Raw genomic sequence first — 21,007 nt, forward strand, 5'->3', positions numbered from 1 at the left:
TCGGAGCCGGCCCTCGGAGCCGGCTCAACTCTCGTAGGGGAAGCGGGCGAGCGGGGGTTCCTGGGCGAAGAACGTCTTGGCGGCGGCCAGGGCACCGGAGTCGTTCAGTACGTCCCCGGGCTTGCTGCCGTTGCCGAGGAGGACGCCGCCGAAGCGCATCCCCAGGTAGGCGGCCGAGTGGTTGAGGGTGCCGATGAGGGGACCGGCGACCTCTTCCTCCTCGTGCGCGAGCGCCGTGACGCCCCACAGGGTGCGGCCGGCCATCGTCTCCTTGAAGTCGATGCCGGGGGTGCGCAGCCAGCCCGACCAGTGGTCGAGGTAGCGCTTGGTGGACGCGGACACGGAGTACCAGTACAGCGGTGAGGCGATGACGAGGTCCGTCGCCGCGAGCGTCGCGTCGAGGAGCGTCGCCCGGTGGTCGCCGGACGGCCGGACGTGGTCGCTGTCGTGGCGCAGGTCCTCGAAGTCGGGGAGGGGGTGCTCGGCCAGATCGATCCAGCGCCGGGTGACATCGGCGGGCAGCTGCTCGGCGGCCCTGCGGGCCAGCAGTTCCGTATTGCCGTTGCCGCGGCTGCTGCCCAGGAGGAAGAGGAAGTGGCGGGTCATGAGGGCTCCGTCATGTAGGGCGTCCGACGACTACACGCGTATGCAGTATATGCACACGCATGCAGTCGTCGGTAGGTCCTACCCCCGGAGCGGGCCGGGCCGGGCTACTCCGACAGCTCCCACACCGCGTACGTGAGGGCGTCGCTGTTGCGGTCCAGGGCGGTGTCGTTGATGTTCGTCGTCGTGTCGCACGAGGAGTGGTAGCAGCGGTCGAACGCCACGCCCGCCGTGCCGCCCCACTTGGTCACCTGGGCCGCGGTCTTGCGGGTGCTGGCGCCGGTGAAGAGGCCGCCGACGGGGATGCCCGCGCTCTTGAAGTAGGCGTGGTCCGAGCGGCCGTCGCCCTCGGTCTCGATCTCGGTCGCGACACCGAGGCCGGTGAAGTAGTCCTTGAAGGTCTTCTCGATGGCCGGGTCGTCGTCGTAGACGAAGTAGCCGGGGTTCGGCGACCCGATCATGTCGAAGTTCAGATAGCCGCTGATCTTCGCGCGGTTGGCGGTGGTGAGGCTGTTGACGTAGTAGCGCGAGCCGACCATGCCCAGCTCCTCCGCTCCCCACCAGGCGAACCGCAGATGCTTGGTGGGCTGGTACTGCGCCCGGGACACGGCGAGCGCGGCCTCCAGGACGGCCGCCGAACCGGAGCCGTTGTCGTTGATGCCGGGTCCCGCGGAGACGCTGTCGAGGTGGGAGCCCGACATGACGACCTGGTTGGTGTCGCCGCCGGGCCAGTCGGCGATCAGGTTGTAGCCGGTGCTGCCGGAGGAGGTGAACTGCTGGATGGCGGTGGTGAATCCGGCCGCGTCCAGCTTGGCCTTCACGTAGTCGAGGGAGGCCTTGTAGCCGGCGCGGCCGTGGGCGCGGTTGCCGCCGTTGGCGGTGGCGATGGACTGCAGCTGGGTGAGATGGGCCTTGACGTTGGCCACGGGTATGTCCGGTGCGGCGGCCACGCGCGCGGGCGCGGCGTCGGCTATCGCGCTCGTCGTGAGCAACGCGGCGATCGCCAGAGCGGCGGCACCCGTGGCGCGTCCGGGAACGGAGAGCTTCATGTGGGGGGCTCCGAATTCCTTTGGATTCCTTGGATTCCTTGCGGAAATTGGTGCCTGATGGTGAAGCTGAGGTTGACGTTCCGTCAAGAGCACAATCCGGTCAGCGGCGTTCGCATAGCGGATGCGGCTCAGTGGAGGCAGAACTCGTTGCCCTCCGGGTCCGCCATCACCACCCACTCGCCCGACGGTTCCCTCACCTCGCGGACGACCGTCGCCCCGAGCCCGGTCAGCCGCGCCACCTCCGCGTCCCGCTTCCCGGCCTCGGTGTGCAGATCGATGTGCAGCCGGTTCTTCACGGTCTTCGGCTCCGGTACGCGCTGGAACAGCAGCCGCCGCCCGAGCCCCACGCCGGTCTCCTCCTGGTACGGGTCCTGCGGGTGCCGTACGCCGGTCGCGTCCCGCCAGGCATGGCGGCCGTGCGACTCGACGACCAGCTCGGGAGGTGCGGCGCCGACGCTCAGCAGTCGCTCGATCAGCGAACTGTGGTCCTCGACGAGGTAGTTGAGGGCGGCGCCCCAGAAATCGGCCTGGGCGTGCGGGTCGGCGGCGTCGACGACGAGTTTCCAGTGCAGTGGTTCGGTCATGGTGACCATTTATAGGCGGAACCTGTGCGAGGTGGGACCCATTGGGCGTGCTGGGGCGGGCCTTAACGATTGCGCAGTTCCCCGCGCCCCTGAGTTGTTCAGCCCTTCGGCGTTCGAGGAGCGAGGGTTCGTCTGCGGGTCCGGTGGGGGCGGGCCTCAACGATTGCGCAGTTCCCCGCGCCCCTGAGTGGTTCAGCCTCTCCGGCGTTTGAGGAGCGGGGGTTCGGGGGCGGAGCCCCTGAGGCAGGGACGGGAACGGGTAGGGGCGGCGGGGGCGAGGAAAACCCCTCAGGCGCTCCCCTCGAACTCGCCATACTGTTCGTATGACCGCAGACGCCCCCGCCTCCGCCCAACGCACCCGCGTAGTCGTCGTGGGCGCAGGCCCCGCCGGGCTCACGCTGGCCAACATCCTGCGGGCCGCCTCCGTGGACTGCGTGGTGCTGGAGAACGAGAGCAGGCAGTTCATCGAGCAGCGTCCGCGCGCGGGCTTCCTGGAGGAATGGGCGGTACGCGCGCTGGACGGCCGGGGCCTCGCGGACCGGCTGCTGCAGAACACGGTGGTGCACACCGAGTGCGAGTTCCGGTTCGCGGGGGAGAGCCACCGGTTCCCGTACACGGGTGTGTCGGGGCAGCGGCACTACGTCTATCCGCAGCCGCTCCTGGTGACCGACCTGGTGCGTGAGTACGCGGACGTCCGCGGCGGCGACATCCGCTTCGGCGTCCGTGACGTCGAGCCGGCCGGGACGGACACCGACCGGCCCTCGGTGGCGTACACGGATCCGGAGACGGGCGAACGCGTACGGCTCGACTGCGACTTCGTCGCGGGGTGCGACGGCGCACGCGGTGTGACCCGCGACCACATGCCGGCGGAGCACGTCTCGATCGCCCGGCACGACCTCGGCGTCGGCTGGCTGGCCCTCCTCGCCGAGGCGCCCCCGTCCTCCGACTGCGTGGTCTTCGGGATCCATCCGCGCGGGTTCGCCGGGCACATGGCCCGCAGCCCGCAGGTCACCCGCTACTACCTGGAGTGCCCGCCGGGCGACGACCCGGAGAACTGGTCGCACGACCGCGTCTGGTCCGAGCTGCACGAACGGCTCGCGGCGGAGGGGGCCCGGCCGCTCGTCGAGGGCGAGCTGATCGAGAAGCGGGTCCTGGCCATGCACAACTACGTGGTGGAGCCGATGGCGTACGGGCGGCTGTATCTGGTGGGGGACGCGGCCCATCTGCTCGCACCGATCGGCGCGAAGGGCATGAACCTCGCGATCCACGACTCCCTGCTGCTCGGCGACGCGCTCGTCGCCCACTACGGCAAGGGGGACGACAGCGGGCTGCGCGACTACTCGCAGAGGTGTCTGCGGCGGGTGTGGCAGTACCAGGAGTTCTCGCAGTGGCTGTCCGAGGTGTACCACGGTGTCTCGTCCGGCGATCCGTTCCGTGCGGGGGTCGCGCTGGCGAGGATGCGGCGGACCCTCGGCTCGCCCGCCGCCGCGGCCGGATTCGCCGAGCTGTTCCTCGGCAAGGACACCGACTACTGAGGGCGGCCCGCCTGCTCCTGCCCGGCCACCTCGGTGACCCCGGCCGCCGACGCCTCGGCTGACGCCGACGCCTCCGCAGACGCCTCCGCGGTCGCGGACGCCGCGGCGATCGCCGCGTTCCGCAGGGCCGTCCGCGACCGGCGGGCCGTGCGCAGCGCGTCCCAGGTCAGCAGCGACAGCGCGGCCCACACCAGGGCGAACCCGGCCCACCGCTCGGGGGGCATCGCCTCGTGGAAGTACAGGATGCCGAGCAGGAACTGGAGCACGGGCGCCAGATACTGGAGCAGTCCCAGCGTGGACAGCGGCACCCGGATCGCCGCCGCGCCGAAGCAGACGAGCGGCAGGGCGGTGACGACACCGGTCGCGGCCAGCAGCACCGCGTGCCCGGCGCCTTCACCGCCGAAGGTCGCGTCGCCCCGGGCCGACAGCCACACCAGATAGCCGAGCGCGGGCAGGAACTGGACGGCGGTCTCCGCGGCCAGCGACTCCAGGCCGCCGAGGTTGAGCTTCTTCTTCACCAGGCCGTACGTGGCGAAGGAGAAGGCGAGACACAGGGAGATCCACGGCGGCTGGCCGTAGCCGACGGTCAGGACGAGCACCGCGGCGAAGCCGGTGCCGACCGCCGCCCACTGGGCGGGCCGCAGCCTTTCCTTCAGGAGCAGGACGCCGATCGCGATGGTGACGAGCGGATTGATGAAGTACCCGAGCGACGCCTCCACCACATGGCCGCTGTTCACGGCCCAGATGTAGACGCCCCAGTTGATGGTGATCACGCCCGCCGCGACGGTGATCAGGCCCAGCTTGCGCGGCTGACGCAGCAGGGGGAGGGCCCAGGCCCAGCGCCGCATCACCACGAGGGCGATCAGCACGAAACCGAGGGACCAGACCATGCGGTGGGCGAGGATCTCTCCGGCGCCCGCGGGTTCGAGGAACGGCCAGAAGAGGGGGACGAGCCCCCACATGCCGTACGCCGCGAAACCGTTCAGCAGGCCGATCCGCTGTTCGCCCTTGGACTCCGGACCCGTGTCCGGACCTATGTGCTTCTCGCCCTCGGACTCCACCGGCACGGCCCTTCTTTCGTTGTGGCTGCAAACTCCAAGAAGGTAGCGCCAAGAACCCCCGCACGTCATGCCCGTATCGCCATACGGTCATGACAGGCGGGGGTTACGCGGTCCCGGGAGGGCCGTGACCGGACCCGTGACCGGACCCGGGACTGGATCCGTGACCGGGACCGGCGAGGGGCCTCAGCCCTTGAGCGCCGCCGCGACCGACTCCGCGATCGGCGTGGTCGGACGGCCGGTCAGCCGGGAGAGGTCGCCCGTGTCGACGATCAGCTCGCCCTTCTCGATGGACACGTCGACACCGGCCAGGATCTCGGCGAACGGCGCGGGCAGGCCGGCACCGGTCAGGATGCCCTTGAACGTCTCGGCGGGGACGGCGTTGTACGCGATCTCCTTGCCGGACGCCTGCGCCACCACGGCGGCGTACTCGGCGAAGCCGAAGGCGGTGTCGCCGCCCAGCTCGTACGTCTTGTTCTCGTGGCCCTCACCGGTCAGCACGGCCACGGCGGCGGCCGCGTAGTCCGCGCGGGAGGCGGTGGAGATCCGGCCCTCGCCGGCGGCCTGGACGACGGCGCCGTGTTCGAGGACGGGGGCGAGGTTCTCGGTGTAGTTCTCGTTGTACCAGCCGTTGCGCAGCAGGACGTACGGCACACCGGACTCCAGGACCGCCGCCTCGGTGCCCCGGTGGTCGTCGGCCAGCGCCGCGGTCAGCGTGCCGGGGGCGCTGGTGTACGCGAAGAGCGCGACCCCGGCGGCCTTGGCGGCGTCGAGGACGACCTTGTGCTGGGCGACGCGGCCCTTGTCGAACTCGTTGCCGGAGACGAGCAGCACCCGGTCGCCGGCGGAGAAGACGCTGTCGAACGTCTCGGGAGCGTTGTAGTCGGCGACCGCGATGCGCACGCCGCGGGCGGCGAAGTCCGCCGCCTTCTCCTTGTTGCGGACGACGGCGACGACCTGGTCGGCCGGGACCTTCTCCAGCAGCCCCGCGATGACGTGCTTGCCGAGGTGTCCGGTGGCTCCGGTGACGACGATGCTCATGGTGGAAACAACTCCTTGTGGGGTGGGTACGTACTCACCATAGGAGCTGCACTAACTCTGGGAAAGTACCCACTTTGAAGTAAGGTACCTCCATGACGGTAAGTGCATCGGAAGAGAGCAGCCCGGCGGCGACCGGCCCGGCGGCGGGTCCGGCGGCGAGTCCGATCGTGGACAAGTACTCCACCGGCGAGGGGATGTGTCCCTACCGCCTCGTCCTGGAGCACGTCACCAGTCGCTGGGGCGTCCTCGTCCTGATCGAGCTGAGGGAGCGCCCGCACCGCTTCAGCGAGCTGCGCCGGGCGATCGGCAGGGTCAGCGAGAAGATGCTCACCCAGACCCTGCAGACCCTGGAACGCGACGGCCTCGTACACCGCGACGCCAAGCCGGTCATACCCCCGCGCGTCGACTACTCCCTCACCGACCTGGGCAGGGAGGCCGCCGAACAGGTCCTGGCCCTGGCCCTGTGGACCGAACAACGGATGGACGCGGTGGAAAAAGCACGCCAGGCATACGACGAGGCCCGGTCGTAGACGGAACGACCGGGCCCCGCCCCGTCAGGGGCGCGGGGAACTGCGCGACCGGCCACGACGCACCCGCAGCCATCGAGCCGACCTCTCCGCGGAGCGGCAGGAAAAACCCCTATCCGACAACCGTCCACGCATCCCCACCCGTGAGCAGCGCGGACAGATCCCCCTTGCCGTTCTGCTCGATGGCGGAGTCGAGCTGATCGGCCATCTGCGTGTCGTAGACAGCCCGGTCCACGGCCCGCAGCACCCCGATCGGCGTGTGGTGCAGTGTGTCCGGATCGGCGAGCCGGGACAGTGCGAACGCCGTCGTCGGTGAGGCGGCGTGCGCGTCGTGGACGAGGATCAGCGGCTCGTTCTCCGGCGTGACGGTGACGACCTTCAGATCCCCGGTCACCGCGTCGCGTACGACGCCCTTGGAGCCGAGGCCGTCCTCCAGCGGGGCGCCGAAGCGGATCGGCCGCCCGTGCTCCAGGCGGATCACCGCCTCCTCGGCCTGCCGGCGGTCCTTGAGGACCTCGAAGGCGCCGTCGTTGAAGATGTTGCAGTTCTGGTAGATCTCCACGAGGGCGGTGCCCGGGTGGGCGGCGGCCTGCCGCAGGACCTCGGTGAGGTGCTTGCGGTCGGAGTCCACGGTCCGCGCCACGAAGGACGCCTCCGCGCCGATCGCCAGCGACACCGGGTTGAAGGGCGCGTCGAGCGAGCCCATCGGCGTGGACTTGGTGATCTTCCCGACCTCGGAGGTCGGCGAGTACTGGCCCTTGGTGAGTCCGTAGATCCGGTTGTTGAACAGCAGGATCTTCAGGTTCACGTTGCGCCGCAGCGCGTGGATCAGGTGGTTGCCGCCGATGGACAGCGCGTCGCCGTCACCGGTGACGACCCACACCGACAGGTCCTGCCGTGACGAGGCGAGCCCGGTGGCGATGGCGGGCGCGCGGCCGTGGATGGAGTGCATCCCGTAGGTGTTCATGTAGTACGGGAAGCGGGACGAGCATCCGATGCCCGAGACGAAGACGATGTTCTCCTTCGCCAGGCCGAGTTCGGGCATGAAGCCCTGGACGGCGGCGAGGATCGCGTAGTCGCCGCAGCCGGGGCACCAGCGCACTTCCTGATCGGACTTGAAGTCCTTCATGGACTGCCTGGCCTCGGCTTTGGGCACCAGAGTGAGCGCCTCGATCGTGCCCGAGCCTTCCGTGGTCGTCTCAGCCATCGATGGCCTCCTTGAGAGCCGTGGCGAGCTGCTCAGCCTTGAACGGCATGCCGTTCACCTGGTTGTACGAGTGGGCGTCCACCAGGTACTTCGCCCTGACCAGCGTGGCCAGCTGGCCGAGGTTCATCTCGGGGATGACCACTTTGTCGTAACGCCCCAGCACCGCGGCGAGATTGCGCGGGAAGGGGTTGAGGTGACGCAGGTGGGCCTGCGCGATGTGCTCCCCGGCGGCCCGCAGCCGGCGTACCGCGGCGGTGATCGGTCCGTAGGTCGAACCCCAGCCCAGGACCAGCGTGTTCGCCGTCCCGGTGAGGTCGTCGACCTCCACGTCGGGGACGTCGATGCCGTCGATCTTCGCCTGGCGGGTGCGGACCATGAAGTCGTGGTTGGCCGGGTCGTAGCTGATGTTGCCCGTGCCGTCCTGCTTCTCGATGCCGCCGATGCGGTGCTCAAGACCCGGCGTGCCCGGGATCGCCCACGGCCGGGCCAGCGTCTTGGGGTCGCGCTTGTAGGGCCAGAAGACCTCGGTGCCGTCGTCCAGCGTGTGGTTGGGCCCCTGCGCGAACTGCACCCGCAGATCGGGCAGTTCGTCGGTCTCGGGGATGCGCCACGGCTCCGAGCCGTTGGCCAGGTAGCCGTCGGAGAGCAGCAGTACGGGCGTGCGGTACGCGAGCGCGATGCGGGCCGCCTCGACGGCCGCGTCGAAACAGTCGGCGGGTGTGCGGGGCGCCACGATCGGCACCGGAGCCTCGCCGTTGCGCCCGTACATCGCCTGCAGCAGGTCGGCCTGCTCGGTCTTGGTCGGCAGCCCGGTCGAGGGCCCGCCGCGCTGGATGTCGATGACCAGCAGCGGCAGTTCGAGGGAGACGGCGAGCCCGATCGTCTCGCTCTTGAGCGCCACGCCAGGACCGGACGTCGTGGTCACCGCGAGCGACCCGCCGAAGGCCGCGCCCAGCGCCGCCCCGATCCCCGCGATCTCGTCCTCGGCCTGGAAGGTGCGTACACCGAAGTTCTTGTGCTTGCTCAGCTCGTGCAGGATGTCGGAGGCGGGAGTGATCGGGTACGAGCCCAGGTACAGCGGCAGGTCGGCCTGCCGGGAGGCGGCGATCAGCCCGTACGACAGTGCCAGGTTCCCGGAGATGTTCCGGTAGGTGCCCGTCGGGAACGCCTGGGTGGCCGGCGCGATCTCGTACGAGACGGCGAAGTCCTCGGTCGTCTCGCCGAAGTTCCAGCCCGCCCGGAACGCGGCGATGTTCGCCGCCGCGATGTCCGGCTTCCTGGCGAACTTGGTCCGCAGGAACTTCTCGGTGCCCTCGGTCGGCCGGTGGTACATCCACGACAGCAGGCCCAGCGCGAACATGTTCTTGCTGCGCTCGGCCTCCTTGCGGGTGAGGTCGAACGACTTCAGGGCCTCGACGGTCAGCGTGGTCAGCGGCACCGGGTGCACGGAGAACCCGTCCAGCGAACCGTCCTCCAGCGGGCTGGCCGCGTACCCGACCTTCGACATCGCCCGTTTGGTGAACTCGTCCGTGTTGACGATGATCTCCGCGCCGCGCGGAACATCGGCGATGTTCGCCTTCAGCGCGGCCGGATTCATCGCCACCAGCACGTTGGGCGCATCGCCCGGCGTGAGGATGTCGTGGTCGGCGAAATGCAGCTGAAAAGAAGAAACGCCCGGCAGTGTTCCTGCGGGCGCACGGATCTCGGCGGGGAAGTTCGGCAGTGTCGAAAGGTCGTTCCCGAACGATGCCGTCTCGGAGGTGAAACGGTCTCCGGTGAGCTGCATACCGTCACCCGAGTCCCCCGCGAACCGGATGATCACCCGATCGAGCCGGCGTACGTCCTTCTCACCCGCCGGTTTGCGCTGTTCTCCTACGACGGCTCCGTCGGCCTGCTCAGCTGGACTGCTGACCTGACTGGTCACTGAAGTGAACCTCCTTCGAGGCGGCTGTCCGGGTGTGGCCCTCACGCAGGCTTCCACCCCGGGCCCAACCCTACGTCGGCAAGGGGTGCCCGCCCCGGGAAGCGCTCATGACGGACGCCGTTTCGAGACTGTCGTACATCCTGTTTTGCCACGATTGCTCCGCCCCCCGGAGTTACCTATGAAGACGCTCCGTACACATTCTCGGTTCTCACACTCGGACCACGCTGTACCTCTGACGCGGGCCGCCGACACCGACCCCTGGCACCGACCCCTGACCCCTGACACCTGGCACCGACTCCTGACACCGACCCCTGGCACAGTGTCAGCTTCCCGGGGCATCAGGTAGCTCTCGGGACTTCGGGCGGCTCAGGACTTCAGGTAGGTCAGGACCGCGAGCACGCGCCGGTGGTCCCCGTCGCTCTGGGACAGGCCCAGTTTCATGAAGATGTTGCTCACGTGCTTCTCGACCGCGCCGTCGCTGACCACGAGCTGCCGGGCGACCGCGGAGTTGGTCCGCCCCTCGGCCATCAGCCCCAGGACCTCCCTCTCGCGCGGGGTGAGCCCCGCGAGGACGTCCTGCTTCCGGCTGCGCCCGAGCAGCTGCGCGACGACCTCGGGGTCGAGAGCGGTGCCGCCGCGGGCCACGCGGACGACCGCGTCCACGAACTCCCGCACTTCGGCTACCCGGTCCTTGAGGAGATAGCCGACGCCGGTGGTGGAACCGGCCAGCAGTTCGGTGGCGTACTGCTCCTCCACGTACTGCGACAGCACCAGGACGCCCAGCCCCGGATGCTGCCTGCGCAACTGCACGGCCGCCTTCACGCCCTCGTCCGTGTGGGTCGGCGGCATCCGGACGTCCGCGACGACGACGTCCGGCAGCGCGTCCTGCGCCGCGAACTCCGTGATCGTCTTGATCAGCGCCTCCCCGTCCCCGACGCCGGCGATCACCTCGTGCCCGCGGTCGGTCAGCAACCGGGTCAGGCCCTCCCGAAGCAGCACTGAATCCTCGGCGATGACCACGCGCACTCTGTCCTCCACGATTCTCGGCCCCCCAGCCCGTCCCGCACAAACGTCCGCACCCAGCATCCCAGCATCGGGGCTTGTGCGCGGCACGTTTCCCCTCGCGGGGCGAGCGCGGAGTGGCCGGCAGCGCAGTTCCCCGCGCCCCCATCCAGGGGCGCGGGGAACTGCGCAATCTTTCAGTCTTTGAGGGGGGCAGGGGGCGAAGCCCCCGGTTTCGGGAAGGGGCGGGGCCGGGGAAGAAAAACCCGCCTCCCCGGGAGCAGAACCTCAGGCCGCCCGCCAGGGCAACTCCGCGGTCACCCGAGTGGGCCCGGCCGCGGGCGAATCGACCACGAGAATCCCGTCCACCGCGTCGAGCCGCCCAGCGAGCCCCGCAAGCCCGGACCCCGCCCCGGCATCCGCCCCACCGACCCCGTTGTCGACGACCTGGATCATCAGCCGGTTCTCGATCCGCCAGACATCGACCGTCGCCCGGGTGGCCCGCGAGTGCTTGCTGATGTTCTGCAGCAGCTCGGACACCGTGAAGTACGCGATCCCCTCGATGGCGGGCACCGGCCGGGCCGGCAGATCGACCTCGACCTGCACGGGCACGGTGCACCGGGAGGCGACCGACGACAGCGCGGCGTCAAGACCCCGGTCGGTCAGCACGGCGGGATGGATCCCGCGGGCGAGATCCCGCAGCTCCTGCAACGCCGTCTTCACCTCACCGTGCGCCTCGCCCACCATCCGCGCCGCCGCCTCCGGATCCTCCGCCAGCTTCTCCTTCGCCAGCCCCAGATCCATCGCCAGCGCCACCAGCCGGGCCTGCGCCCCGTCGTGCAGGTCGCGTTCGATGCGCCGCAGGTCGGCCGCCGCCGTGTCGACCACGACACCCCGGTCCGACTCCAGCTCCACCACGCGGGTGGCCAGCTTCGAAGGGCCCAGCAGCCCGCCCACGAGGAGTCGGTCCACCAGGGTCAGCGACCGAATGATCCACGGCGTCGCGAGGGTGAGCAGCAGGCCGACCAGCGCGGTCACGGTGATCTCGAAGGGGTTGTCCAGGTAGACGCGGTGCGCCTCGTCCCCGTACAGCTGCAGTCCGTCCTGTCCACCGGACATGGGGAAGACCCAGAACCACAGCGGGTACGTCAGCAGGGTCCAGCCGGTCGTCCAGAGGGTGATGGCCACGGAGAAGGCGAACACGGCCCACGGGAAGTGGATGACCGTGTAAAGGAGGTGGCGCCAGGACGCGCCGCTCTTCAGCGTGGCCCCCATCCACCCCATGGGGCTCTGCTTGCGCATCCGCAGGGGTTCCGGCGCGGCGACGTCGAGCCCCAGCAGGCCGCGGGCGCGCGCCCGTTCCAGCGCGCCGAGTCCGCGGCAGCCGGCGAGTCCCGCGGCGAGCACCGGGACGCCGAGGAAGGTGATCAGCAGGCCCGCGCCGAGCGACATCATCGTCACGGCGAAGGTGAACATGAAGATGCTGATCGGCAGACTCAGCAGCAGGTAGACGAACTCACGCAGGCTGCGGCCCTCGATCGGCGCCCGCAGCGCGGCGGGGAGCCGGTGCCACCGCTCCCCGGTGCCCTCCCCCCGGAATCCGGGGCCGTCGTCCCACCCGTATCCCTGTCCGTACTCCGTGGCCATGGCCGCCGTCCGTTCCTGTCCGTCAGCTGCTCGCGTTCGTTCAGCTGAGCCGTCCGCTGGTGTAACTCCACTCTGCTGGGTGCGGCGCCCGCGGAACATGGAGCGCGTCGGCGTCTCGGGAGGGGGGTTTTCCCTACCCCGGGGGACGGGCGCACGTACATACGCCCCCGAACGCGCCCCGGGCGAGGGCGTTCGGGGGCGTCAGGGGGCGTCGCCCCTCCTGAGGGCTGCCGCATGATCAGGGCTTCCCCCTGGGTGTCACTCCGTCCGGTCCCGCCACGGCAGCTCCGCCGTGATCGTCGTCGGTCCGCCGACCGGCGAGTCGATGACGAACAGGCCGTCCACCGCGCCGAGCCGGTCCGCGAGCCCCGCCATCCCCGTACCGCCGTCGAGGGAGGCGCCCCCGCGGCCGTCGTCCCAGACCTGTATGAGCAGGCGGTTCTCCGAACGCCACACGTCGACCGAGGCGGACCGCGCCCCGCTGTGCTTGCTGACGTTCTGCAGGAGTTCGGAGACGGTGAAGTACGCGATGCCCTCGATGGCCGCGGCCGGGCGGGCCGGGAGGTCGGCCGTCACCTTCACCGGCACCGTGCAGCGGGCGCCGACCGAGGACAGCGCCGCGTCCAGACCGCGGTCGGTGAGGACCGCCGGGTGGATACCGCGTGCCAGGTCCCGCAGTTCCTGCAACGCCAGTTTCACCTCGCCGTGCGCCTCGTCGACCATCGCCGCGACGGTCTCGTCGGCCTGTCCCTCCAGCAGCTTCTCCTTCGCCAGGCCGAGCCCCATCGCGAGGTTCACCAGCCGGGCCTGCGCCCCGTCGTGCAGGTCCCGCTCGATGCGCCGCAGGTCGGCCGCGGCCGTGTCGACGACCACCCCGCGGTCAGACTCCAGTTCGGCGATCCGCTGTTCCAGCTCGTCGGAGGGCGACAGCAGGGCACGCACCATGGCCCGGTCGGCGTTGGCGAGGCCGCGCGCGAGGAACGGCAGCACCGGCCACAGCACGAACAACGACGTCAGCATGAGGGTGAAGGTGATGATGCTCCACGGCAGTCGCATCAGCTCGTAGAGCACGGTCCGCCAGCCGACCGGATCCTTCAGCGCCATCCACAGCCAGCCGAAGAACCCGCCCCGCCCGCGGAACGGCAACGGGCTCGGCTCGTCCACCCGCACCCCGAGCAGCCCCCTGGCCCGCATCCGCTCGAACTTCCCCAGCTGGCGCGCGCCCAGCAGCCCGAACGCCAGCACCGGCAGCCCGATCACCGTCACCGTCAGCCCCGCTCCCAGGAACAGCACGGTGACGACATAGGTGAAGCCGACGAGGGACGACGGCAGGTTGGCCAGGAGATGCGCGATCTCCTTCCAGGTGTGCCGGTCGTAGGCGAAGCGCGGGGGTGGCGGCCTGTCGGTGCCGATGCCCAGGGTGTCGACGGCCGGAATGCGTTCGGTCATAGGCGCCACTTTGTCGAACCGCGGCCCGCGGCGCCATGAGGTGGGCCGCCTCCGTCTCCGGGGGAAAACCCCACCATCGACGGCTCCGGCCCCCTTCGACCGCGGCCCGGGAACCCAACCGCACCATGCCTAACCGTGACGGGCTGCTTACGGTCCCTTTAGCAGGCCCTAGACTCCGGTGCGTACAGATCGTCGAACGCGGCGCACCGCACGGCGCGCACGCAGGCGCACGCGTGGTCCTGCGGACTCGTACGGGCTCGTCGTACGGAGTCGCACAGGCCTGTCGTGCGGAGTCGTACGGGCTTGTCGCACGAGATCACACCAGGTCACACGAGGTCATCCAGGCCAGGGAGCGAGGGGCGGACGTGCCGGAACCGACCATGGTCGCGGCGACCGGAACCACGGGAACCGGAGCCGGTGACTCGGCCGCCGGTACCTCTCTCGCGGCGGACTACTTCCAGTCCTACTCCGTCGTCGGACTGCTCGCCGTGGTCGGCGTGCTGTTCGTCGCCGTCGCCTTCGGAGCGGGCCGCCTGCTGCGCCCCGTCGTCCCGACCCCCGAGAAGCTCATGACGTACGAGTGCGGGGTCGACCCCGTCGGCGAGGGCTGGGCCCACACCCAGGTCCGCTACTACGTCTACGCGTTCCTGTACGTGATCTTCGCCGTCGACTCGATCTTCCTCTTCCCCTGGGCGACGGTCTTCGCCGCGCCGGGCTACGGCGCGGCGACGCTCGTGGAGATGTTCATCTTCCTCGGCTTCCTGGCCGTCGGTCTGCTGTACGCATACAAGAAGGGCGTCCTCACATGGACGTGACCCCCACGGCCGCCTCGACCCCGTCGACGTCCTCGGCCGCCCCGGCCCCGTCGGCCCCGTCGGCTCCCGAGCCGGTGCTGCTGCCTGAGCCGAAGCGGCTGGGCGCGCTCGCCCGGCTGGCCCCCGAGCCGATGAAGGTGGTCCTGAACTGGGGCCGCCGCTACTCGCTCTGGGTCTTCAACTTCGGACTCGCCTGCTGCGCGATCGAGTTCATCGCGGCGTCGATGGCCCGTCACGACTTCATCCGCCTCGGTGTCATCCCGTTCGCACCGGGCCCGCGCCAGGCCGACCTGATGGTGGTCTCCGGCACGGTCACCGACAAGATGGCCCCGGCCGTGAAGCGCCTGTACGAGCAGATGCCCGAGCCGAAGTACGTCATCTCCTTCGGCGCCTGCTCGAACTGCGGCGGCCCGTACTGGGACTCGTACTCCGTCACGAAGGGCGTCGACCAGATCATCCCCGTCGACGTGTACGTACCGGGCTGCCCGCCCCGCCCGGAGGCGCTGCTCCAGGGCATCCTCAAGCTCCAGGAGAAGATCGCCCGCGAGTCCCTGGGGGAGCGGTACGCGTCCTCCGGCGCCGGCCGCCCCTCCGTGGCCGCGCTGCAGAGCGGCCTCGTACAGCCGCCGGCCGCGGCGCCCACATCGGCTCCGGCCGAGACGACGACCACGGCTTCGGCCGAGGCGACGGCAACGGCTTCGGCCGCGGGGCCGACCACGGCTTCGGCCGCGGAGGACGCCCGATGACCGGGGCGACCGGGGCGACCGGGTGGCTCCCCGCTCCCGTGACGGAGCTCTTCGGCCCGGACGCCACGGCCGAGGAGTCGTACGAACTGCTGACGGTCGACGTGCCCCCGGCCGCCTGGCTCGCCTCCCTGCGGAGCGCGCGTGACGCCCTGGGCTGCACCTACTTCGACTGGCTGAGCGCCGTCGACGAACCCGGCACGGAACCGGGCGCCGGCTTCCGCGTCTCGGCCCACGTCGTGGCGCTGGCCCCCGTACGCCGTCTCCTCGTCCGCACGACGGTCCCGCACTCCTCACCCGTCCTCCCCTCCGCCGTCGAGGTCTACGCGGGCGCCGCCTGGCACGAACGCGAGACCCACGAGATGTTCGGCGTCACCTTCGAGGGCCATCCCGGCCTGGACCCGCTCCTGCTGCCCGAGGGCTTCGAGGGCCACCCCCTGCGCAAGGACTTCGTCCTGGCGGCCCGCGTGGCGAAGGCCTGGCCGGGCGCGAAGGAGCCGGGGGAGTCGGAGCACGGCGGCCCGAAACGCCGCCAGATGCTCCCGCCGGGAGTCCCCGACCCGAACGAATGGGGCCCCCTCAAGGGCCAACTCCCCCCGGCCCCCGCCCGCCCGGCCCGAGGCGCGGGCCGCGCGGCGGGTGCGAGGGGAGCGGCGGGCGCGCCCGGCGCGACCGGCGAACGCCCGCCGCGACGGACCCGCACGGCGGCCGGCGGCTCGGCGAGCCAGACGCCGACGCCACCGTCGCCGCCACCGCCTGCCACGGCTTCGGCCGCACCTGAGCCTGCGCCCGCACCCACGGCGCCGACCGAACCGATCGCTCCGACCGAGCCGAAAGCGTCCGCCGAGTCAAAGGCACCCGAGCCAAACGCCTCCGCCGAGCCGAAGGCGCCCGCAGCGCCGCGCGGTTCGGATGCCCCGTGGCACCAGGCCCGCCCGGCTTTCGACGAGCCCGCAGCACCGACGGAGCCACGGTCCGGCAAGCCTTCGCCAGACCCGGACGCCCCCGACGCCTCCGACGCACCTGACTCTCCTGGCGACACCGACAACAACCCCGACGATCCCGACGATTCCGAAAGCCCCACAGGAGGCGCGCAGTGAACGACGCGCTCGACGTCGCCCTGCGACTCCTCGTCGTCTTCGTCGTGTTCCTGACGTTCCCCCTGATCGTGGGTCAGGCCGAGCACAAGGTGATGGCCCATATGCAGGGCCGCCTCGGCCCCATGTACGCGGGCGGCTTCCACGGCTGGGCCCAACTCGTCGCGGACGGCGTGAAGTTCGCCCAGAAGGAAGACGTGGTCCCGGCCGGCGCGGACCGCCGCGTCTTCCAGCTCGCCCCCGCCGTGGCCCTCCTCCCGTACCTCATGGTCCTCCTCGTCATCCCGATCGGCCCGGGCGAGGGCGCGGTCGGCGAGGTCGTCGACGCGGGCGTCTTCTTCGTCCTCGCCGTGATGGGCGTCAGCGTCCTCGGCTCGCTCATGGCGGGCTGGGCCTCGGCCAACAAGTTCTCCCTCCTCGGCGGTCTGCGCACCGCCGCCCAGCTCCTCGCGTACGAACTCCCCATGCTGCTGACCGCCGCCTCGGTCGCCATGGCGGCCGGCACGGTCTCCCTGCCCGGCATCGTCGACGCCTTCGAGTGGTGGTGGCTGCCCTGGCAGATCGTCGGCGCGATCGTCTTCTTCGTGGCGGGCCTCGCCGAACTCCAGCGCCCGCCCTTCGACATGCCGGTCGCCGACTCGGAGATCATCTTCGGCGCGTACACCGAGTACACCGGTCTGCGCTTCGCCCTGTTCCTCCTCGCCGAGTACGCCGGGATCGTCGTCCTGTGCGGCCTGACCACCGTGCTCTTCCTGGGCGGCTGGCACGGCCCGTGGGGCGCCGACGGCCTCGGCTGGGTCTGGACCCTGCTGAAGGCGGCCGTCCTCGCCTTCGTCGTCATCTGGCTGCGCGTCACCTACCCCCGCTTGCGCGAGGACCAGCTCCAGAAACTCGCCTGGACCCTCCTCGTCCCCCTCTCCCTCGCCCAGATCGCCCTCACCGGCATCGTCAAGGTGGTGATCGCGTAACCATGTCCCCCTTTCCCGGCTCCGGCCTGGCCAAGGGCCTGGCCGTCACCCTGCGCACGATGACGAAGAAGACCGTCACCGCGCAGTACCCCGACGCCCAGCCCGAACTCCCGCCCCGCACCCGCGGAGTCATCGGGCTCTTCGAGGAGAACTGCACGGTCTGCATGCTGTGCGCCCGCGAGTGCCCGGACTGGTGCATCTACATCGACTCCCACAAGGAGACGGTCCCGGCCGCCGCCCCCGGTGGCCGCGAGCGCAGCCGCAACGTCCTCGACCGCTTCGCCATCGACTTCTCCCTCTGCATGTACTGCGGTATCTGCATCGAGGTCTGCCCGTTCGACGCCCTCTTCTGGTCCCCCGAGTTCGAGTACGCCGAGACCGACATCCACGAACTCACCCACGAACGCGACAAGCTCCGCGACTGGATGTGGACCGTCCCGGCCCCGCCGGCCCTCGACCCCGGCGCCGAGGAACCCAAGGAGATCGCCGCCGCCCGCAAGACCGCCGAGAAACTCGCCACGGCCCAGGCGCAGGCCGAGGCCCAGGCGCAGGCGCAGGCCGAGGCAGCAGCCCAGGCCGAGGCAGCGCCCCAGGAAACGCCCCAGGCACAGCCGCAGGCCGAGCCCACCGACCCCACCGACCCGCCGCAGGGAGGCGCATCGTGACTCCCGCCGCGGCCACCGTCTCGGCGGCACGGGCCACGACCACCGCCGCCGAGGCGCACGGCTTCCTCTCCCCGACCGGCGTCGAGATCGCCTTCCTCCTCGTCGGCCTGGTCACCTTCGGCGCCGCCGTGGTCACGGTCACCACGAAGCAACTGGTGCACGCCGCCCTGTGGCTGGTCGTCGCCCTCGGCGGCCTCGCCGTCGAATACCTCCTCCTCACGGCCGAGTTCATCGCCTGGGTGCAGGTCCTCATCTACGTCGGTTCCGTCGTCGTCCTCCTCCTCTTCGGTCTGATGCTCACCAGGGCGCCCATCGGCCGCTCCCCGGACGCCGACTCCGGCAACCGCTGGGCCGCCCTCGCCGTCGCGCTCGCCGCGGCCGCCGCCCTCGTCTGGGTGGTCGTCGACGCCTTCCGGACGACCTGGATCGACCTGGACGGCGCCGCCGCCGGCTCCACCGCGGTCACCGGCGCGAGCATCTTCCAGAGCTGGGTGCTCCCCTTCGAGGCCCTCTCGGTCCTGCTGCTCGCCGCACTGGTCGGCGCGATCGTCCTCTCCCGCAAGGCGAAGGCGAAGGCGCAGGAGACGGCCCGGGGAGCGACCGCCGCGAGCCCCCCGCGTCCTGCGAGCCCGCGAACCGGCGCCACCCGGAGCGCCGCCACCCGGAGCGACAGCGACAAGGAAGGCGCCCGCTGATGCACCTCGCCTACCCGGCCGTACTCTCCGCCCTCCTCTTCTGCACCGGCCTCTACGGAGTCCTCGCCCGCCGCAACGCGATCCTGGTCCTGATGTCCGTCGAGCTGATGCTCAACGCCGTCAACCTCAACCTCGTCGCCTTCGACGTCTGGCTCAGCAAGACCGCCCGGGACACACTGCACTCCGGCCAGGCCCTGACCCTGTTCACCATCGCCATCGCCGCCGCCGAGATCGGCATCGGCCTCGCGATCGTCCTCGCCGTCCACCGCAACCGCGGCACCGCGGACATCGACAGGCTCCGCGACACCGCCGAGCCCGGCGATGACGACGACCCCGACGACGACTCCGACCACTCCGAGTCCGCCCGGAGCGAACCGGCCGAGAAGGCTGAGGCCACCGCGTGACCACGACCACCCTCGCCGTCCTCGTCCCCCTCCTCCCGTTCCTGGGCGCCGTGGCCGGCCTGCTCCTGGGCCGCACGGCCCCCGGCTTCGCCCGCCCCCTCGCCGTCCTGACCTCCGTCGCCGCCCTCGCACTCGCCGCGGTCGTCGCCGTGCGCCAGGGCGGCGGACAGGCCGTGGACGCGGCGACCGAGCTCACCCCCACCGGCTCGGTCCCCGTCGAACTCGCCCTGCACATCGACGGCTTCGCCGCCCTCGTCGCGATCCTCGTCGGCCTGGTCGCGACCTGCGTGCAGATCTACTCCACGGGCTACCTGCGCCACGACCCGCGCTACTCCTCGTACGCCGCTCTCGTCTCCCTCTTCACCTCCGCCATGCTGCTCGTCGTCTACTCCGGCGACCTGATGGTGCTGCTGGTCGGCTGGGAGATCATGGGCATCTGCTCGTACTTCCTCGTCGGCCACTACTGGGAGACCCCGGAGGCACGCGCCGCCTCCATCAAGGCCTTCCTCGTCACCAAGCTCGGGGACGTCCCCTTCCTGATCGGCCTGTTCGCGCTCGCCGCCGACACCGGTTCGTTCCGCATCACGAAGATCCTCGGCAACGTCGCGAGCGGCGGACTCGACCACCCCACGCTGATCGCCCTGCTGCTCCTCGCCGGAGTGGCGGGCAAGTCGGCGCAGTTCCCGCTCCACACCTGGCTCCCCGACGCGATGGCGGGCCCCACGCCCGTCTCCGCGCTGATCCACGCCGCGACGATGGTCGCCGCCGGTGTCTACTTCATCGCCCGGCTCCTCCCGGTCTTCGCCGCCTCCGCGGCCGCACTGGTCGTCCTCGCCGTGATGGCCGCCGTGACGATGGCCGGCTCGGCCCTCGCCGCGCTCGCCCAGGACGACATCAAGCGGGTCCTCGCCTACTCGACGATCGGCCAGCTCGGCTACATGACCGGCGCCCTCGCCGTCGGCGACCGCGGTGCCGCCGTCTTCCACCTCCTCGCCCACGGCGCCTTCAAGGCGCTGCTGTTCCTCGCGGCCGGCGTGATCATCCACGCCGCCGGCACCAACTCGCTGGCCGCCATGTCCCGGATGAAGGACCTGCGCGCCCGCGTCCCCGACGCCTACTGGACGATGAGCGTGGCGCTCCTCGCGCTCGCCGCGATCCCGCCCTTCAGCGGCTTCTTCTCCAAGGAGTCCGTCCTCGGAGCCGCCGAGCACGCCGCCGTCGGCCACGCCGAGAGCGTCCCCGGAGCCGCAGGCTGGATCGTCCTCGTCTCCGCCCTGGTGACGGCCCTGCTCACCGCCGCCTACGCGATGCGCCTGTGGCTGCTCGCCTTCCACGGCCACGGCACCGAGGCCCCCGACCACGGCAAGCAGCCCGTCGCCATGAACTCCGTGCTGTGGCTGCTCGCCCTCCCGTCACTGGCTTTCGGACTCGCCACCGGCGTGCTCCCCGACTGGTTCGACGGCCGGGACCTCACCCCGACCCTCACCACCGCCGTCCTCGGCACGGGTGTCGCCCTGGTCGGCGGCATCGTCACGTACGGCGCGTGGCGGCACACCACCGCCATGGCCGGCCGTGTCCCGCTGGGCGCGGTCGCCGCCCACCCGGACGCCGACGGCGGCCTGGTCGAGGCCGAGGCCATCGCCAGCCACGAACCCGCGTACGGCGACGTGGCCTCCGCACCCGACCCGTCGGACCCCGGCCGCCTGCTGCTCGGCCCGCTGCACCGCCACGCGGCCGTCGGCTTCCACCTCGACGCGGTGTACGCGGCGCTCTTCGTCCGCCCGGTCCAGGCCGCGGCCGCACTCGTCCGGTTCCTCGACCGCGAGGTCGTCGACACCTACGTGCGCGGCGCGGGCGCCCTGCCCCGCTGGCTCGGCGCCGCCGTCCGGCGCGCCCAGACCGGCAATCTGCAGACCTATGTGAGCGCGCTGCTCGCCGGCACCGTCGTCCTGGTGGTCGCCGCCCTCCTCGTCGCCACCGCGGGAGCGTGAGCA

At 70.9% G+C, this 21,007-nt stretch carries 20 protein-coding genes; 10 read left to right on the plus strand and 10 right to left on the minus strand.

Annotation, left to right across the window (positions count from 1 at the left end; all coding sequences use genetic code 11):
* Positions 1-24: 24 nt before the first annotated feature.
* The 3 genes from J8N05_RS09465 to J8N05_RS09475 all read right to left on the minus strand — a co-directional run bounded on the left by J8N05_RS09465 (position 25) and on the right by J8N05_RS09475 (position 2,245).
* A complete protein-coding gene (locus J8N05_RS09465; RefSeq protein ID WP_210881984.1) occupies positions 25-606 on the minus strand; it encodes a flavodoxin family protein in 582 nt (193 codons plus the stop codon).
* A 104-nt stretch (positions 607-710) separates the two neighbouring features.
* Positions 711-1,652, minus strand: coding sequence for a M28 family metallopeptidase (locus J8N05_RS09470; RefSeq protein ID WP_210881985.1), 942 nt, complete (start codon positions 1,650-1,652; stop codon positions 711-713).
* Between the two features lie 128 nt (positions 1,653-1,780).
* A complete protein-coding gene (locus J8N05_RS09475) occupies positions 1,781-2,245 on the minus strand; it encodes a VOC family protein (protein ID WP_384272367.1) in 465 nt (154 codons plus the stop codon).
* Positions 2,246-2,559: 314 nt separating this feature from the next.
* On the opposite strand from J8N05_RS09475, the gene J8N05_RS09480 reads away from it, so the two are divergent.
* Positions 2,560-3,771: a 4-hydroxybenzoate 3-monooxygenase gene (locus J8N05_RS09480; RefSeq protein ID WP_210881987.1), complete on the plus strand. Its 1,212-nt coding sequence runs from the start codon at positions 2,560-2,562 to the stop codon at positions 3,769-3,771.
* Here J8N05_RS09480 and rarD read toward each other — a convergent pair.
* Positions 3,765-4,838 carry an EamA family transporter RarD gene (gene rarD / locus J8N05_RS09485; RefSeq protein ID WP_407699893.1) on the minus strand — a complete coding sequence of 358 codons (1,074 nt, stop codon included), beginning with the start codon at positions 4,836-4,838 and terminating at the stop codon, positions 3,765-3,767. The two genes, J8N05_RS09480 and rarD, sit on opposite strands and share 7 nt — an antisense overlap.
* A 177-nt stretch (positions 4,839-5,015) precedes the next feature.
* Positions 5,016-5,870: an SDR family oxidoreductase gene (locus tag J8N05_RS09490; RefSeq protein WP_210881989.1), complete on the minus strand. Its 855-nt coding sequence runs from the start codon at positions 5,868-5,870 to the stop codon at positions 5,016-5,018.
* A 194-nt stretch (positions 5,871-6,064) separates the two neighbouring features.
* Here J8N05_RS09490 and J8N05_RS09495 point away from each other — a divergent pair, with 194 nt between their 5' ends.
* Positions 6,065-6,400, plus strand: a complete 336-nt coding sequence (locus tag J8N05_RS09495) for a winged helix-turn-helix transcriptional regulator (protein WP_247706694.1) — start codon at positions 6,065-6,067, stop codon at positions 6,398-6,400.
* A 109-nt stretch (positions 6,401-6,509) separates the two neighbouring features.
* On the opposite strand, the gene J8N05_RS09500 is transcribed toward J8N05_RS09495, so the two are convergent.
* The 5 genes from J8N05_RS09500 to J8N05_RS09520 form a co-directional block, all read right to left on the minus strand.
* Complete coding sequence (locus J8N05_RS09500; RefSeq protein ID WP_210881991.1) at positions 6,510-7,604, minus strand: 2-oxoacid:ferredoxin oxidoreductase subunit beta; 1,095 nt, start codon at positions 7,602-7,604, stop codon at positions 6,510-6,512.
* Positions 7,597-9,528, minus strand: coding sequence for a 2-oxoacid:acceptor oxidoreductase subunit alpha (locus J8N05_RS09505; protein ID WP_210881992.1), 1,932 nt, complete (start codon positions 9,526-9,528; stop codon positions 7,597-7,599). Before J8N05_RS09505 ends, J8N05_RS09500 begins: the two co-directional genes overlap by 8 nt.
* A gap of 366 nt (positions 9,529-9,894) precedes the next feature.
* A complete protein-coding gene (locus J8N05_RS09510; RefSeq protein ID WP_210881993.1) occupies positions 9,895-10,566 on the minus strand; it encodes a response regulator transcription factor in 672 nt (223 codons plus the stop codon).
* 252 nt (positions 10,567-10,818) lie between these two features.
* On the minus strand, positions 10,819-12,177 hold the full coding sequence (locus J8N05_RS09515) for a sensor histidine kinase (protein WP_210881994.1): 1,359 nt from the start codon (positions 12,175-12,177) through the stop codon (positions 10,819-10,821).
* A gap of 258 nt (positions 12,178-12,435) precedes the next feature.
* Positions 12,436-13,626 carry a sensor histidine kinase gene (locus tag J8N05_RS09520; protein ID WP_210881995.1) on the minus strand — a complete coding sequence of 397 codons (1,191 nt, stop codon included), beginning with the start codon at positions 13,624-13,626 and terminating at the stop codon, positions 12,436-12,438.
* Between the two features lie 365 nt (positions 13,627-13,991).
* On the opposite strand from J8N05_RS09520, the gene J8N05_RS09525 reads away from it, so the two are divergent.
* Genes J8N05_RS09525 through J8N05_RS09560 form a run of 8 tightly spaced genes read left to right on the plus strand, consistent with a single transcriptional unit; the run spans position 13,992 to position 21,004 of the window.
* Positions 13,992-14,441 (plus strand): NADH-quinone oxidoreductase subunit A, encoded by a 450-nt coding sequence (locus tag J8N05_RS09525; RefSeq protein WP_384272374.1) that lies wholly within the window; start codon positions 13,992-13,994, stop codon positions 14,439-14,441.
* Positions 14,432-15,187 carry an NADH-quinone oxidoreductase subunit B gene (locus J8N05_RS09530; RefSeq protein WP_247706215.1) on the plus strand — a complete coding sequence of 252 codons (756 nt, stop codon included), beginning with the start codon at positions 14,432-14,434 and terminating at the stop codon, positions 15,185-15,187. Before J8N05_RS09525 ends, J8N05_RS09530 begins: the two co-directional genes overlap by 10 nt.
* Positions 15,184-16,284 (plus strand): NADH-quinone oxidoreductase subunit C, encoded by a 1,101-nt coding sequence (locus J8N05_RS09535; protein ID WP_210881996.1) that lies wholly within the window; start codon positions 15,184-15,186, stop codon positions 16,282-16,284. Before J8N05_RS09530 ends, J8N05_RS09535 begins: the two co-directional genes overlap by 4 nt.
* On the plus strand, positions 16,281-17,249 hold the full coding sequence (locus J8N05_RS09540; protein WP_210881997.1) for a complex I subunit 1/NuoH family protein: 969 nt from the start codon (positions 16,281-16,283) through the stop codon (positions 17,247-17,249). Before J8N05_RS09535 ends, J8N05_RS09540 begins: the two co-directional genes overlap by 4 nt.
* A 2-nt stretch (positions 17,250-17,251) precedes the next feature.
* Complete coding sequence (locus tag J8N05_RS09545) at positions 17,252-17,914, plus strand: NuoI/complex I 23 kDa subunit family protein (RefSeq protein ID WP_210881998.1); 663 nt, start codon at positions 17,252-17,254, stop codon at positions 17,912-17,914.
* Positions 17,911-18,609: an NADH-quinone oxidoreductase subunit J family protein gene (locus J8N05_RS09550; protein ID WP_247706216.1), complete on the plus strand. Its 699-nt coding sequence runs from the start codon at positions 17,911-17,913 to the stop codon at positions 18,607-18,609. Before J8N05_RS09545 ends, J8N05_RS09550 begins: the two co-directional genes overlap by 4 nt.
* On the plus strand, positions 18,609-19,013 hold the full coding sequence (nuoK, locus tag J8N05_RS09555) for an NADH-quinone oxidoreductase subunit NuoK (RefSeq protein WP_210881999.1): 405 nt from the start codon (positions 18,609-18,611) through the stop codon (positions 19,011-19,013). Before J8N05_RS09550 ends, nuoK begins: the two co-directional genes overlap by 1 nt.
* A complete protein-coding gene (locus J8N05_RS09560; protein WP_210882000.1) occupies positions 19,010-21,004 on the plus strand; it encodes an NADH-quinone oxidoreductase subunit 5 family protein in 1,995 nt (664 codons plus the stop codon). Before nuoK ends, J8N05_RS09560 begins: the two co-directional genes overlap by 4 nt.
* Positions 21,005-21,007 lie beyond the last annotated feature (3 nt).

This window comes from Streptomyces liliiviolaceus (genome assembly GCF_018070025.1).
In the GTDB taxonomy this organism is placed as follows: domain Bacteria; phylum Actinomycetota; class Actinomycetes; order Streptomycetales; family Streptomycetaceae; genus Streptomyces; species Streptomyces liliiviolaceus.

Excerpts from the sequence above, each read along its gene's own strand:
- J8N05_RS09465 (WP_210881984.1), bottom strand. The coding sequence starts at position 606 with ATGACCCGCCACTTCCTCTTCCTCCTGGGCAGCAGCCGCGGCAACGGC.
- J8N05_RS09470 (WP_210881985.1), bottom strand. The coding sequence starts at position 1,652 with ATGAAGCTCTCCGTTCCCGGACGCGCCACGGGTGCCGCCGCTCTGGCG.
- J8N05_RS09475 (WP_384272367.1), bottom strand. The coding sequence starts at position 2,245 with ATGGTCACCATGACCGAACCACTGCACTGGAAACTCGTCGTCGACGCC.
- J8N05_RS09480 (WP_210881987.1), top strand. The coding sequence starts at position 2,560 with ATGACCGCAGACGCCCCCGCCTCCGCCCAACGCACCCGCGTAGTCGTC.
- J8N05_RS09490 (WP_210881989.1), bottom strand. The coding sequence starts at position 5,870 with ATGAGCATCGTCGTCACCGGAGCCACCGGACACCTCGGCAAGCACGTC.
- J8N05_RS09495 (WP_247706694.1), top strand. The coding sequence starts at position 6,065 with ATGTGTCCCTACCGCCTCGTCCTGGAGCACGTCACCAGTCGCTGGGGC.
- J8N05_RS09500 (WP_210881991.1), bottom strand. The coding sequence starts at position 7,604 with ATGGCTGAGACGACCACGGAAGGCTCGGGCACGATCGAGGCGCTCACT.
- J8N05_RS09515 (WP_210881994.1), bottom strand. The coding sequence starts at position 12,177 with ATGGCCACGGAGTACGGACAGGGATACGGGTGGGACGACGGCCCCGGA.
- J8N05_RS09520 (WP_210881995.1), bottom strand. The coding sequence starts at position 13,626 with ATGACCGAACGCATTCCGGCCGTCGACACCCTGGGCATCGGCACCGAC.
- J8N05_RS09530 (WP_247706215.1), top strand. The coding sequence starts at position 14,432 with ATGGACGTGACCCCCACGGCCGCCTCGACCCCGTCGACGTCCTCGGCC.
- J8N05_RS09535 (WP_210881996.1), top strand. The coding sequence starts at position 15,184 with ATGACCGGGGCGACCGGGGCGACCGGGTGGCTCCCCGCTCCCGTGACG.
- J8N05_RS09545 (WP_210881998.1), top strand. The coding sequence starts at position 17,252 with ATGTCCCCCTTTCCCGGCTCCGGCCTGGCCAAGGGCCTGGCCGTCACC.
- nuoK (WP_210881999.1), top strand. The coding sequence starts at position 18,609 with ATGCACCTCGCCTACCCGGCCGTACTCTCCGCCCTCCTCTTCTGCACC.